27 protein-coding genes are annotated in these 11,616 nt (G+C 62.1%); 15 read left to right on the top strand and 12 right to left on the bottom strand.

The annotated features are described in order from the left end of the window. Positions 1 to 23 precede the first annotated feature (23 nt). From QGN17_RS09400 to QGN17_RS09350, 11 genes are all read right to left on the bottom strand, one after another. Positions 24 to 170 carry a hypothetical protein gene (locus QGN17_RS09400; protein ID WP_281044216.1) on the bottom strand — a complete coding sequence of 49 codons (147 nt, stop codon included), beginning with the start codon at positions 168 to 170 and terminating at the stop codon, positions 24 to 26. Next, positions 167 to 781, bottom strand: a complete 615-nt coding sequence (locus tag QGN17_RS09395) for a hypothetical protein (RefSeq protein WP_281044215.1) — start codon at positions 779 to 781, stop codon at positions 167 to 169. Before QGN17_RS09395 ends, QGN17_RS09400 begins: the two co-directional genes overlap by 4 nt. Further along, positions 699 to 1,283 (bottom strand): hypothetical protein, encoded by a 585-nt coding sequence (locus QGN17_RS09390; RefSeq protein WP_281044214.1) that lies wholly within the window; start codon positions 1,281 to 1,283, stop codon positions 699 to 701. The genes QGN17_RS09395 and QGN17_RS09390 overlap by 83 nt, the downstream gene beginning before the upstream one ends. Positions 1,284 to 1,536: 253 nt before the next feature. Continuing rightward, positions 1,537 to 1,914: a RusA family crossover junction endodeoxyribonuclease gene (locus QGN17_RS09385; RefSeq protein ID WP_281044213.1), complete on the bottom strand. Its 378-nt coding sequence runs from the start codon at positions 1,912 to 1,914 to the stop codon at positions 1,537 to 1,539. After that, on the bottom strand, positions 1,911 to 2,306 hold the full coding sequence (locus QGN17_RS09380; RefSeq protein ID WP_281044212.1) for a recombination protein NinB: 396 nt from the start codon (positions 2,304 to 2,306) through the stop codon (positions 1,911 to 1,913). Before QGN17_RS09380 ends, QGN17_RS09385 begins: the two co-directional genes overlap by 4 nt. Further along, positions 2,303 to 2,635 (bottom strand): hypothetical protein, encoded by a 333-nt coding sequence (locus QGN17_RS09375; protein WP_281044211.1) that lies wholly within the window; start codon positions 2,633 to 2,635, stop codon positions 2,303 to 2,305. The genes QGN17_RS09380 and QGN17_RS09375 overlap by 4 nt, the downstream gene beginning before the upstream one ends. Positions 2,636 to 2,812: 177 nt before the next feature. Next, positions 2,813 to 3,799, bottom strand: a complete 987-nt coding sequence (locus tag QGN17_RS09370) for an ERF family protein (protein ID WP_281044210.1) — start codon at positions 3,797 to 3,799, stop codon at positions 2,813 to 2,815. 37 nt (positions 3,800 to 3,836) lie between these two features. Next, entirely contained in the window at positions 3,837 to 4,049 is a 213-nt protein-coding gene (locus tag QGN17_RS09365) for a hypothetical protein (protein ID WP_281044209.1), read from the bottom strand. Further along, positions 4,049 to 4,180, bottom strand: a complete 132-nt coding sequence (locus QGN17_RS09360; RefSeq protein ID WP_281044208.1) for a hypothetical protein — start codon at positions 4,178 to 4,180, stop codon at positions 4,049 to 4,051. The genes QGN17_RS09365 and QGN17_RS09360 overlap by 1 nt, the downstream gene beginning before the upstream one ends. Beyond that, positions 4,177 to 4,398 carry a hypothetical protein gene (locus tag QGN17_RS09355; RefSeq protein WP_281044207.1) on the bottom strand — a complete coding sequence of 74 codons (222 nt, stop codon included), beginning with the start codon at positions 4,396 to 4,398 and terminating at the stop codon, positions 4,177 to 4,179. The genes QGN17_RS09360 and QGN17_RS09355 overlap by 4 nt, the downstream gene beginning before the upstream one ends. Beyond that, positions 4,395 to 4,874: a hypothetical protein gene (locus QGN17_RS09350; protein WP_281044206.1), complete on the bottom strand. Its 480-nt coding sequence runs from the start codon at positions 4,872 to 4,874 to the stop codon at positions 4,395 to 4,397. The genes QGN17_RS09355 and QGN17_RS09350 overlap by 4 nt, the downstream gene beginning before the upstream one ends. A 17-nt stretch (positions 4,875 to 4,891) precedes the next feature. Here QGN17_RS09350 and QGN17_RS09345 point away from each other — a divergent pair, with 17 nt between their 5' ends. The 3 genes from QGN17_RS09345 (at position 4,892) to QGN17_RS09335 (ending at position 6,017) form a co-directional block, all read left to right on the top strand. Continuing rightward, the gene (locus QGN17_RS09345; protein WP_281044205.1) at positions 4,892 to 5,131 is read left to right on the top strand and encodes a hypothetical protein; all 240 of its coding nucleotides are present in this window, start codon (positions 4,892 to 4,894) and stop codon (positions 5,129 to 5,131) included. Positions 5,132 to 5,331: 200 nt separating this feature from the next. Further along, the gene (locus tag QGN17_RS09340) at positions 5,332 to 5,703 is read left to right on the top strand and encodes a hypothetical protein (protein ID WP_281044204.1); all 372 of its coding nucleotides are present in this window, start codon (positions 5,332 to 5,334) and stop codon (positions 5,701 to 5,703) included. Continuing rightward, positions 5,700 to 6,017, top strand: coding sequence for a hypothetical protein (locus QGN17_RS09335; protein WP_281044203.1), 318 nt, complete (start codon positions 5,700 to 5,702; stop codon positions 6,015 to 6,017). Before QGN17_RS09340 ends, QGN17_RS09335 begins: the two co-directional genes overlap by 4 nt. 51 nt (positions 6,018 to 6,068) lie before the next feature. On the opposite strand, the gene QGN17_RS09330 is transcribed toward QGN17_RS09335, so the two are convergent. Further along, positions 6,069 to 7,088: a P63C domain-containing protein gene (locus tag QGN17_RS09330; protein WP_281044202.1), complete on the bottom strand. Its 1,020-nt coding sequence runs from the start codon at positions 7,086 to 7,088 to the stop codon at positions 6,069 to 6,071. Between the two features lie 214 nt (positions 7,089 to 7,302). On the opposite strand from QGN17_RS09330, the gene QGN17_RS09325 reads away from it, so the two are divergent. From QGN17_RS09325 to QGN17_RS09270, 12 genes are read left to right on the top strand one after another with little or no spacing between them, the layout of a single operon-like run. After that, a complete protein-coding gene (locus QGN17_RS09325) occupies positions 7,303 to 7,569 on the top strand; it encodes a hypothetical protein (RefSeq protein WP_281044201.1) in 267 nt (88 codons plus the stop codon). Beyond that, positions 7,566 to 7,955, top strand: a complete 390-nt coding sequence (locus QGN17_RS09320) for a hypothetical protein (RefSeq protein WP_281044200.1) — start codon at positions 7,566 to 7,568, stop codon at positions 7,953 to 7,955. Before QGN17_RS09325 ends, QGN17_RS09320 begins: the two co-directional genes overlap by 4 nt. A gap of 5 nt (positions 7,956 to 7,960) precedes the next feature. Further along, positions 7,961 to 8,287 carry a hypothetical protein gene (locus QGN17_RS09315; RefSeq protein ID WP_281044199.1) on the top strand — a complete coding sequence of 109 codons (327 nt, stop codon included), beginning with the start codon at positions 7,961 to 7,963 and terminating at the stop codon, positions 8,285 to 8,287. After that, on the top strand, positions 8,287 to 8,784 hold the full coding sequence (locus QGN17_RS09310) for a hypothetical protein (protein ID WP_281044198.1): 498 nt from the start codon (positions 8,287 to 8,289) through the stop codon (positions 8,782 to 8,784). Before QGN17_RS09315 ends, QGN17_RS09310 begins: the two co-directional genes overlap by 1 nt. Next, on the top strand, positions 8,784 to 8,987 hold the full coding sequence (locus tag QGN17_RS09305) for a hypothetical protein (RefSeq protein ID WP_281044197.1): 204 nt from the start codon (positions 8,784 to 8,786) through the stop codon (positions 8,985 to 8,987). Before QGN17_RS09310 ends, QGN17_RS09305 begins: the two co-directional genes overlap by 1 nt. Further along, positions 8,987 to 9,307 (top strand): hypothetical protein, encoded by a 321-nt coding sequence (locus tag QGN17_RS09300; RefSeq protein ID WP_281044196.1) that lies wholly within the window; start codon positions 8,987 to 8,989, stop codon positions 9,305 to 9,307. The genes QGN17_RS09305 and QGN17_RS09300 overlap by 1 nt, the downstream gene beginning before the upstream one ends. Further along, positions 9,307 to 9,624, top strand: coding sequence for an HNH endonuclease (locus tag QGN17_RS09295; RefSeq protein WP_281044195.1), 318 nt, complete (start codon positions 9,307 to 9,309; stop codon positions 9,622 to 9,624). The genes QGN17_RS09300 and QGN17_RS09295 overlap by 1 nt, the downstream gene beginning before the upstream one ends. Continuing rightward, the gene (locus QGN17_RS09290) at positions 9,617 to 9,910 is read left to right on the top strand and encodes a hypothetical protein (protein ID WP_281044194.1); all 294 of its coding nucleotides are present in this window, start codon (positions 9,617 to 9,619) and stop codon (positions 9,908 to 9,910) included. The genes QGN17_RS09295 and QGN17_RS09290 overlap by 8 nt, the downstream gene beginning before the upstream one ends. Next, a complete protein-coding gene (locus QGN17_RS09285) occupies positions 9,910 to 10,341 on the top strand; it encodes a hypothetical protein (protein WP_281044193.1) in 432 nt (143 codons plus the stop codon). Before QGN17_RS09290 ends, QGN17_RS09285 begins: the two co-directional genes overlap by 1 nt. Then, positions 10,338 to 10,541 carry a hypothetical protein gene (locus QGN17_RS09280; protein ID WP_281044192.1) on the top strand — a complete coding sequence of 68 codons (204 nt, stop codon included), beginning with the start codon at positions 10,338 to 10,340 and terminating at the stop codon, positions 10,539 to 10,541. Before QGN17_RS09285 ends, QGN17_RS09280 begins: the two co-directional genes overlap by 4 nt. Continuing rightward, positions 10,535 to 11,158 carry a hypothetical protein gene (locus tag QGN17_RS09275; protein ID WP_281044191.1) on the top strand — a complete coding sequence of 208 codons (624 nt, stop codon included), beginning with the start codon at positions 10,535 to 10,537 and terminating at the stop codon, positions 11,156 to 11,158. The genes QGN17_RS09280 and QGN17_RS09275 overlap by 7 nt, the downstream gene beginning before the upstream one ends. Then, a complete protein-coding gene (locus QGN17_RS09270) occupies positions 11,155 to 11,529 on the top strand; it encodes a DUF4326 domain-containing protein (RefSeq protein ID WP_281044190.1) in 375 nt (124 codons plus the stop codon). Before QGN17_RS09275 ends, QGN17_RS09270 begins: the two co-directional genes overlap by 4 nt. The last annotated feature ends 87 nt before the right edge of the window (positions 11,530 to 11,616 follow it).

Here is an 11,616-nt window from a genome sequence, read left to right as displayed (position 1 = left end):
CTGTCCTGCGGGTCGTCCACGCATCACGAAATCCTCTCTCTCACGGCCTGGCGGATCTGAGCATCGGTGAACCGTTCCCCATGCGCCGGGTGGGCAATGCGGAACTCCCTGTCGCCTATGCGGGCTATGGTCATGCGATCGGTAGGGTGGGTGAGGCGGATGTGGGTCATGCTGCCTGATCGATCTGCTTGAGGCGCTGGACGTATTTGCCGTCGATCAAGCGCAGCCAGCCTTTCTCCTCGGCGATGCGCTTCCACTGATCCGGCTTCTCGTCGATCAGGGCCTGAGGAACCGTGCCGTCGCGAAGCGCTGCGTGGAATCGTTCCATCTCGGCCTGCAGGAAGGCTTGGCAGTTGGTGCGCGCGACTTCCTTGTCGGGCAGCGGCGCCCGATAGGTCTTGAGGATCGCGAGACACTGAGCCGGCGTCGGGAACCAGTCGTGCTCCCGGCAGGCGCGCTCCGACATGTAGGCAATGGCGTCGTTGGTATATTCCCCGAGCATCCGGAAATAGACTGCGACACGATCCCGGCCGGCGTCACCGTCGATCGCTTTTGACGGCAGGGCAGCGGCGAGGAATTTCAGGTGCCGCGCCAGCTCGTCTTTCGTCACGGTTGGCGGGGCGACATCGCGGCCGAGAGCGACCCAGCGCTGCAGGGCGATGCACTCCGCCATGGTCTGCGGAATCATGCTGGCGGGCTTAGCGACCTCCGACTTCTCGGAGAGCTTCGAGGAATCCGTCATTCGAGCGATTGCCTTGGTGGTTGCTGTTCCGATGTCCATTTCGGGCGTCCTTGAGCGGGAATAGGTCTTGCCAGCCGTTGAGCGTTGATTGGTCCAGCACCGCGCCGGGCGGCTGGCCGTTCTCTGCCAACATCGAGAGCTTTCGGAGGGCGAGCTGTTGCGCTCGGGCTGTCAGGGGTTTGCGGATGCGACGCCGCATTTCCACGAAACCAGCCCACTGCTCGGCGCTGGCGCCAACCGGCAAATTCGGGGGCCCCTCACGCGCGGGTGTAATACTCTCACGGGTGGGGGTGGGGTTAGGGTTTAGAATTTCATTTGGGGAAGGGGAGGGGGCGGGGGCTGTTACGCTATCGTCACGCGTTACGTTTTGTGACACTTCGTTACGCTTGGCATTGAGGCGGTCACGATAGCGTTGCTGGCGCTTGGCACCCACTGAACGCGTATCTTCAGCCGCCTGCATCTCGGCGATAGCGGCAGTCAGGGCCTCGCCCGACATGCCGAGTGCGACCAGATGCTTCACGGCGACCGCAAGAACGCTCACTCGGCCGCCTCCACGATCTTGAAATGGGTGATGTCGTAGGCTGTCTCGCCCGTGGTGTGGCCGGGAAGCTGGTAGGGCCTCCACATTTCCCAGCGGCGGGATTTGGCTTCTACTGGGCCAATCTCTTGGCCGCAGCGATACCGGATCATCACCCGCATCTCGGGCAAGACGGGGCAGCGGCCTCCATGGTGGGCCTGCCAGGTGTGTGGCTTCCTGACCTCTAGGTCTCGGATGTCGAGCTTGCGGGCCGGGTTCATACGGCCTCCGCAGCGCGAGGCGCCATTTGCTGAACAAGGATGCGGGCGCCTTCGATTTCGCGAACGCGCTCAATCTCGATCCGCTCAATGTAGCGGTCATCAGGAAAGCCGGGGATGGACTCGCCTAGCGCATCCTCAATACCCTTTATCCTGTTGCTGATATCGCCCTTGTAGTTGAGGCCGATATGGATGGTCAGAGATAGGTGCCGATCAAAAGTCGGCTGTCCCTGTGACAGCCATGCCTCACCAATCTTTTTGCCAGCGAGAAGGCGCCAAGCCTTGTATTCACGGGATATGATGCGTCGGCCGTTATAGGTGGCGAACATGTTGTTCACGCTCGGCGGCATCGGCAGCGTGCAGGCGAAGCTGTTCATGCCGCCCGAGCCTCCTCGGTCCAGCGCACGCCATGCTCAGATCCGAAGGCGTATATGAACTCGATCATGTCGCTCATCTGAGCCTTGGTCATGTGCGAGCTGCGGAAGCCGACAGGGACCATCCCCTTGCCGTCGAGCGCCGGCTCAAATCGGAGAGAGTGATCCAGCGCGTGCATGAACAGCGCTTTCCAGACATCGGGTGTGAGCGTGCGGCCCTCGGGCTTGGCGCGGCTGATGTCCGAGAGCATAGCCCACATCTTCGCGTTCTGCTCGCCAGTGCGCGTCGCCTCGCGGACGTTCAGAACCGCGCCAGCCGGAGCGCGCTCGATCAGGCGATGCGCGAAAGCACGCTGGCTATCGCCAATCAGGCGGACTGTCTGCCCAACGCTCATATTCCGCCCTCCCAAAGTCCCTTGGCGACAGCGAGAAGGTCGATGTCGTAGGTTTCGCGGAATCCGGCGTGCCCGAGCGCTTCCACGCTTTCATGCGGGCCGAACTGGATCATGTGATGGCGCGGGCAGAGCGGCACGATGCGCTCGTGCGTTCGGGGCAGGCGCTTATAGCCGTCGCTGGTGACGTGATGCACCGTAGATGGCTGGCCGCAGACGAGACATCCCATTTGCGCGACACGATCGAGGTGGCGGCGCTCGGCTGCGGTAGGCGCCTTGCGGCGCCACGGCTTCATGGCCGAACGCTTGAGTGGGGCGCTACGCGTCAGCATCCCGAGCCTCCGCCAGATACCGCCGGGCTTGGCGAGCCTTTATGCCTACTGTGACCGCTGCCTGCTCGCGCGGCTCCCCGCTCTCGACACGGGCGAGGAAAACGGCGCGGCGCTGCATACGGCGCACGGTGCGAACGTCATTCGCATATTCCCACCCGTGGTTTGTATAGGGGCGCATCAGCCAGCCCTCGTCAGATTGGCCGTCTGCAGCGAGCTCTCATGCTCGTTGAACAGCGTGTCGAAACGATCCCGCTCGGCATCGTCGAGACCCTCGATCGTGTCCTCGTTCGTGACCCACCAGACGCCCATTTCCTGAACGCTGGCGCACTCGTCCTTCATCTGGTTGATGAGCAGGATGGCCGGGCTGCGCTGGAGCGCGGCGCGGCGCTGTGCGACAACGCCCTTGAGGCCGATATCCTCTTCGATGTTCGGGTCGCCATTGAGCAGCGACGGCCAATCACGCTCAGCCTGCGCGATCGTCTCCTTGCCGTTGCGCAGGATGTCGTTCAGGCACTCAACGGAATCGCACTTGCGGGCCGCGCTGATCATCTCGATCACCGCCTTGCGGAGCGCGGTCTTGCTGGTGTGGGGGCCATCCAGCTTGGTGCGCGGCGCCGGACCCTGGCGAGGCTCTACATCGTAGGTATGCCCGTCAGCATCGTTGTCGCCCTCGGTAGGGATCGCGAACGCCATGAACGCGGCATATTTGTACGCAGCCGACATCGCCTTGTTGGTGGCCTTGTCGCCACTGTCCATCGCCTCACCATAGGTCCGCACAGTGTGGCGCGATCCATCGGCGACGGCGACGAAATCAAACTCGGCTTCGACCGTTACGTAGAACAGGACAGACTCTTTCTTCTGCCCATTCCATTCCTTGATCGTGATGCGCTCGTTCATCTCGCGCGAGATGATGCGGGGCAGAACACAGAGGCCATGCTTGGCAAGCAGCGGCGATAGCGCACCGTAGACCTGATCGATGCCGCGAAATTTGTATTTCTGGCTCTCGTTCACCCCATCCTTTGAGATGCCGATCTTTGCCAGTTCACCCTGCACGAGGCGGATCGCCTCATAGACAGCCGGGGCCAACTCGGTTGCAGAGTTGTCGATTTTTTGAGCCTGTGTCATAACTTTCTCGTCCTCCTTTTGGAGATTGAGGGTCGGCACGTCTTTCGCGGGATGGCCGGCCCTCTTTCGTTGGTGGTCAGGCTGCGAGACGCGCGCGGATGAGCGGGTCCCGGTCGAACTGCTGGTGAATCTTGGTGGCGGCGCCCTTGGCGGCCCGGGCATTCGAAACCTTGCGGGCCTCACGACGGGCGAGCAGGCGAGCGGACATCTGAAGCCGCAGCGCGTGCGTGTGATCGTCGCGAGACTGGCGATAGCCGAGACGATCAAGAAGGCGCAGTAAGGCGTGCATCACTTCACTCCTGCGAAATGAATGGGAAAGGGCTGCTCACCCGGGCGGAACATCATGTTGACCGGCGGCACGACGCGCAGCGGGATCTTCACCCACTGGCCGTTCACCAGCTTGTTGAGGGTGGCGCTCATCGATCGGTATACTGATAGGCGCGGGGCAGGCGCTCGCCGGATTGCCGCTCCAGAACGAGACGACGGGCGGTGATCGAGTGCGCGGTGCGCTTCGGCAGTCGATAGGTGCTGATCCACGGCGCACCTCGGCCTGAGAACTCGCGGATCACGGCGTCCTCTGCGTCCGTCCATCCGCGATGCTGCGCGAACTCGCGGCGGCAATGAGGGCATTTGGTCATGCCGCAGCCCTCCGAGCCTTCGCCGCCACGATCCGATTGCGGATGCTCTGCAGCGAACGGATGGACTCGATGACTTCGGCCTCCATGCCGATCAGCTCGTCATCTGTTTCGACGACACCGCCGGGTCCGTTCGGATCACGCGCGGCAGCGAGCTTGTGGATCGTGGCCGACTGCGCCACGATGGCATCCACCGTCTCGGCTACCTCGATCGGAACGAAGCGGAAGCCCTTGGCCGCCGCAATCGCATCCAGTGCTCGGCCGTCCACGTCGAGCAGGTTGAAAGCGCAAGCCAGACCAAGCGTGCTGTCTTCATCACGAGCCCGGCGGACGGTCTTTTCGTCGCAGCCGATTTCAAGCCCGACGCGGCTAGGCCCATGCTCATGGCAGACCTTGAGAAGGCCGGCGGCGAGATAGTGGCGGGCGTCGGCGTCCGTGAGACGATGCACGGGCGGGCGGACAGGGATCGGACGGGCCATTAGAGCTTACCTCCGAAATGAATGATCTTTCCTCCACGAACCCTGCGGAACGGGACCACGACGCCCTGCCGATCGGCTGGCTGTGCTGGCGGGTTCTGGCGCGTCTGGTGCCAGCGGAGACCGACGAAGGTGAGGAACGCGTAGATTCCGAGGATGATGAGGGCGGTCATGCTGCCATGACCAAGCTGTCGGCCGTGACCTTGCCGCCAGACCGCGCGATGATGTCGCGCATTGTGTCGCGAGACACGTTTTGCTGACCCTTTCGGATGCGGGACAACGATGCTTCGCTGATGCCTACAGAGGCTGCGAAGTCAGCGGCGGATGGCGCGCCTTCGGCGCGGAGGAATGCGTCCAGCGTCATGAACGAGACACTTACGCCGGGTGTAAGAAATCCACAAGTGAAAAGTTACACCCGGCGGCATTCGAAGAGGCATGCTTACCGGCGATAACTTACGCCATGGGTAAGCATCGTTCGTTCATCCGCCACTGGCGCACATACAAGGGCATGAAGCTTTGGCAGGTCGTCGACCGGCTGTCCGAGATTAAAGCCGCATCTGGTTCGCGGGAGAAGTTTCCGACGACTGAGGCCAGCCTGAGCCGGATCGAAGCTGGCGGCCAAAATTTCAACATGGCCCTATTGAGCGCTCTTGCTGAGGTGTTCGAGGTTGAAGACCCGCGCGATCTGCTCACGGTCAATCCGTTCAAGGGAACGATCAGCGTCTTATCCGCTCTGGAGGCGTTGAACGATACGCAGCAGGAAGCTGCTCTAGCTGTCATTCAGGCCATGCGAACGAGCGGCGCCAGCCCAATCGTGGAGAAGGATCAATGATAACGGCCATCCTGCTCGCCCAGCTCGCCACCAGCACAACAACCTGCATCCCGCAGCCCGGAATCACAACCTGCTCAACCCAATACCAGCAGCCGGCCGCCTCAGCGCCCGTACCCGACTATGCCGGCATGCTGGGCCTGCGAAATCAGCCGGCCTCAAGCCACGATGACGGCGGAGCCGCGAACCGCCGCGCTGCTGCTTACAACCAAGTCGGAGATCTGATCGCACGAGGCGATTGCGACGGGGCGAAGCGGCTGGCGCACTTCTATAACAAGCCGGATATCATCAGGGACACCGAGCGGGCCTGCCCGTGAAGCGCTGGACGAAGGACGGGGAGTAGGGGCGTCGCACTCGCCCCTTGTGTTTCAATCGATGGCAAGATTGCCTTGCGTTCCCGATTTTGGGAACGCCTCGTCCAGATGCCGCTTGAACGATTCCCATGTTTTCGAGATTTTCATAAGCGGTAGGATCTGGAGGATATGATCCCGCAGATCCGGCTGCCCTACATCAGCGGATAGGAACTGGTGATGCTTATATTTGCGCCGCTTGCTTTCGTCGGTCGGGTTCAGCTTCTGCAGCTTGGGTAGAACCCCCTCGGGCAAGCGCTCATAAACAATGTCGTTCGTTATGTGGCCGAGATAAGGAGTCTTATTCCGCCCCACCGGCCATTTCCAACCCTTCAAGCGGTATATCTGGCGGTAGAATTCGTCGGGAAACCGCTTTGCCCAGGCAAGCCGTTCCTCCGTCAGATACGCAGACAGCAAGCGGTGCAGCTCGTCACGATCGCGTTCAGACTGAAAGCCCGTGGCTTCATCGACCAACGCGACGATGCCGACTTTAGCGAGGGATCGGACCAGTATCTCGCTTTGGACGGCGAGGGGCTGTTGCTGCGCCGTCAGAAGGCCTTCGGTTCGCGCCTCAAGAAAAAGGTCGCACACCTTGGGGAGCAACTCGGCCTTATGACCCAAGGCCTTGCCGCCCGTCGGGGTAACAAAGGCGATGGGGACCGTCGTCTCGATAATATCGTCTGTTAACAGTGTTTTGAGGCTCTTTGTCGCCAGGAAAGGCGGCAAACCGTCGGTTACCTGCTGAGAGCGGCCTTTCGGCTTCGACGAGCGTCCGAGTGCCTGAAGGAACCCGGCCTGAGTAAGCAGTCTGGTTCCGTCTGACAGAACCGCGCATGGTATCTCGGTATCACCGATCTTGAGCGTTCCGGTGTGAGTCGCCTTAGGAAGTGATGCAGTTTCTGCCCAACGCGCCTTGGCTGCCGAGCTGGCTATTTCACGCCGCTGCTCTTCGGTCAGTTTCTCTGCCCGCGCGCGTCCGCCCTTGCTTTGATGTGTCGCCATTTTTCGCTCCATGCTTGCTGTTGGAGTAGATGACATGCTTGCTTGAAATGTGCAAGCATCCCGATGTTCAATGCTTGCTCGTTAGCGCCCACCCCCGTCTCCCACCGGAGGCGGGGTTTTGTGTGCCTGTGATTCGTCACCCCGTGCAAATTAATTTCACCGGGCGTAAGAAAGTGCTGGACATGTTCTTACACCGGGCGTAACACCCCTAACACACAACGCGCCCTTCCGGCGCTGGGGAGTTTGAAGCATGGCTCTGGATTTCACACAGCCAGTCCGAACCAAGCACGATTTGCCGATGGTCGGCCGCGTTCAGGGTATTTGCCCGATCAGCGGCAAGATGCGCGTCGGCCTGCCGCCGCTGTCGGCCTATGAGCCGACCAAGACGATCACGTGGTATCACTACGATCCGGCGGGCAACTGCTCCGTCATCGGTGAGCCGAACGACTACGATCTGGTCAACTTCGACCCGCGCGATGGCGTCAGCGTCATGCACCTGCACGGCGACGCCAAGTGATCCTCTCCGCCACCCGCATCGCAGCGATCCGCGCCAAGACCCCGAGCGATGCCCGCATCGCGCGCTATCTCGATCAGGCTGGCGGCATCCGCTCGCTGGCCATCGAACTGGCGCACGCGGATCACATCGCATGGGCGGAGGCTCAGCAGACCCGCATGACGTGGAACAGCACGCCGGTTCGCCGGGGCCGCAAGGGCATCGTCCCGTTCGCGGAGTGCCTGACGCCTGAGCAGGCGGAACTCGCGGGAAGGGGGATTGAGCGCGAGGCCCACACCCAGCGCCGCACCCAGCAGAACATCGATTTCCAGCGCCGCTGTGAGGAGGAGTCCCTGATCGAGCGGGCTTCTCGTCAGGCGGGTGTCTTCAACCATATCGCAGCGGAGTGACGCAGATGATCAGCATCACCGATATCAAGGTCAGCAAGACCTATCGCGACGGCAAGTATTATGAGCCTGCCTATGAGACGAGGCTCGCGATCCGCTTGCCCGAGACATATTCCGATCACTGGATTGTGCTTGGCGAAGATGCCACGGCGAAAGTTGTAGAGCTTATCGTCTCACTCGCATCGGAGAACTTGCGTTTCGAGCATTACGTGCCGCGCAAGCCGAAAGAGCCCGAGCAGCCGGAGGACGCCGGTGGCGATGCCCCTCCCGCTTACTACGACGAGGCCTATGCGGCGATCAAGCCGATGCCGGCTGGCGAGATGGAGCCGCTGTGATGGGTGCGATCGCTCTGTCTGACCCCTGCGATCATGATCACTGGTGGGAAGTGCCGACCATGCCGGGCGGCGTATGTCGCCATGTCGGCCCCTACGTCTATGCGCCGCGCGCAAGTCTGCCGCAGCCAGCGCCGACGATGGAAGATTTCGACCATCGCAAGACCGAGGGGCGGCTCATCGCTTTCCTGCGAACCTTGCAGACCGATTTCCATCACTGGTCGCATGATCTGGACTGGACGCTGGAAAGCGGGCCGGATGAAGCGCCGAGCAGCATCGATATCGTCGTCCCGTACAGCTTCTCTGGCGGCTGCAACGACTATTTCGCGGGCGGCTGCTGGAACCCCGGTGATCCCGCCGAAGTCGAAATCGGAACCCCTTGGTTCGTGGATGACGCGGGCATTCGCTGCGAGGTCAATCTGACTGCAGCAGAAATCGAACGCATCGAACTGCACATCCTCGAAAACCCGCCAGAAATTGATTTTCCGGAGGATTACTAATGCGCCTCACCGACCACAGCTTCGTGGAATCCACCCCCTGTCGCGCAATGGACATCGATTACGATGCCCTGATGGCGGATGAGGTGGCGCTGTCCCGCCGGTCCCATGCGTGGGATCAGATGGCCGAAGCCGCCTTGGATTTCGAGACGGATGCTTACGAGCAGGCCCGCGCGAGGTTCTGGGCGATGGGGCGGAGGGCGTGATGGGCGGGCAGCATACGCCGGGGCCTTGGGAAATCGGCCAGACCAGCACTTACGAGGAGGCACTTGTCGCCCCGAAGTCTGGTCGCACTGTCGCCTATGCCGCGTGGGATGGCGGTTCCGGCTGTCATCTCGCAATCGAGAATGATGCAGACGCCCAGCTGATCGCCGCTGCGCCAGATCTTCTGGAGGCGCTTAACTGGCTCCGTGAGTTTTGGAGGCCCGGCAGCAATCACGACACGCGCGAGGTTGAAGACGCCCTCGCAACAGCTGACGCCGCCATCGCCAAAGCCCTCTCCCTCGCAACCGTGGAGAGGAAGTGATGTCGAAGCAGATATTCACTTACCGCGAGCGTCGGGAGCGCAAGCGCATTCGCAACGCCGTGCTGGAGCGCGACTGCCACATCTGTCGGCATTGCGGCATTGCCCTGACGCCATGTGTGTGGGGTGCTCCACGTGCCTCCAATACGGCGACCGTCGATCACTACCCGATCCCCAAAAGCAAGGGTGGCCCGTTCACGGCTGAAAACCTCGTCGCGTGCTGCCACGCCTGCAACACCGCGCGTGGCAATGGCGAAAGCTGGAGCATCCCTCGTCCGGCCCGCGCATCCCTCTCCCGTCAGGAGAACCCCAATGTCTGAAATCGATCAGGCGCTTGTGGACTTCCCCGCGCTGATGATCCGCGCAGAGATTGCGTCGGGCAAGGCAACGGTTCGCAGTCTCGGCGCGCTCTACATGGTCGCAATGGCGAACCGCACCGCGCGCGGCGACATGAGCGATTTCGCCGACATCAACACGGCAATCTCGGATTACCGCTGTCCGAACGGGACCATGGCCGAACGCGCGATGTCGCTGGAACCGGTCAAGAAGGTGGCTTGGGCGTTATACGAATCCGTCTGCTCGCTCCAGAAGCAGGAGTCGCGGTGATGGAGACGCTGCTGCAACTCGCCGAGCGCGTGGAGGGGCTGGCGGGGCCGAACCGTAATGTGGATGCGCTGATCGCTCCGCTTCAAGGTCTGCGGGTGGTCGATGAGGGACACCCCATCGGCCGCATGTGCTACGATGATATCGGCGCAGCGCAGTTGATGCCTCGCTACACTGCCTCGCTCGATGCGGCCATGTCGCTGGTGCCGGAGGGGCAAGGTGTTCAGGTCGATCGCTATTGGATAGCGAGCGTCGATGGCCCTGTCTGGCACGCCCATGTGACTAGCCCGACGACGAAGCCGAATGTGATCGTCGGATCGGACTACAACGAAGCGTGGGACTGCGCATCAGCTGCGCTCGCCCTCTGTGCTGCGTCGCTGAAAGCCATTCACGCCCTGCGCGCCAGAGCCGCCGAGCAGAAGGAGCCGCTGTGATACGCACTCCCGACGACCTCGCCTACGCGGAACTCCACCGCCCTGTGCCGAAACAGGTGATCGAACCGATGGACGCACCTCTCCGCTACGGCAAGTGGGGCGGCTCGCATCCTCTCGTGGTCTGGGGCTGGGTGCCAGCCCTCGCCATCGCCCTCGTGATGATCGGGGCGGCGGTGCTTTCGGCGATGGGGGTTTGGTGATGCAGAACCGGTCATCCGCCGTGATGCAACAGCGTGTCGAGCCGCACGATTCGCTCGACGATTTCCCTACGCCTCCTTGGGCAACGCGGGCGCTGTGTGAGTTCCTGCTCAGCGAGGGCTTCGATCTGGCTGAGGAATCGTGCCGAGAGCCGGCCGCCAACCGTGGGCACATGGTCAAGCCGCTGCGCGAATATTTCGGCGCGGTCGAGGCCGCCGATGTCCATGACTATGGCGCGGGTTTTCGGGTCGAGGACTATCTCTTCCCCGGTTCCGATGCCTTCCCGGTGGGATGGACGATAACGAACCCTCCCTTCCGCCTCGCTGAGCAGTTCATCGAGCGCGCTATCGCCACCAGCTATGTCGGATGCGCCGTCATCGTGCGCGCTGCCTTCTTGGAAGGGCAGGGGCGGTTTGAGCGCCTGTTCTCCAAGACGCCGCCAGCGTACGTTCTGCAGTTCACCGAGCGCGTGGTCATGCACAAGGGAAGGCTGGCGCCCGATGGATCGACTGCAACAGCTTACGCGTGGATCATCTGGCTTCACGATGCCAATCCGACGCAGCTTCGCTGGATCGCACCATGCCGGAAGCGGCTGGAGCGGGCGGAGGATTACGCATGACCGCCCCCGTTCGCATCCAGCTATCCCGCCGCAAGGGCTGGAGGATGCCCGAGAACACGGTGAGCGTTGCGCGGCCGGGCATCTTCGGTAATCCGTGGACTGTCGCTGATGCCAGAGCCGCTGGCTACAGCAAGTGCGATACCGTACTGGCCGCGTGGTGCAAGTCGCTGTTTCGCGATTGGCTGCTCAAGCGCGATGGCATCACGGAAATGCTCGTCGGTGGCAAAAAGCGTCGGGAGCGGCTGTTGGCAGAATTGCCCCGCCTGCGCGGCAAGAACCTTGCTTGCTGGTGCCATCCATCCGAACCCTGCCACGCCGACGTGCTGCTCGAACTCGCGAACGCCCCCGCCACCATCTCGGAAGAGGGATAGGGGATGGTGGCTGAACCAGAGCGCTGCGGCATCGCACAGGCGGCCTTGATCACAGGCATCACGAAGCGCACGCTGCAGGACCTTGCG

Origin of the sequence: Sphingomonas oryzagri, assembly GCF_029906645.1 — a bacterium.
Taxonomy (GTDB): Bacteria; Pseudomonadota; Alphaproteobacteria; order Sphingomonadales; family Sphingomonadaceae; genus Solisphingomonas; species Solisphingomonas oryzagri.
This window is presented reverse-complemented; position numbering and strand designations above follow the sequence as displayed.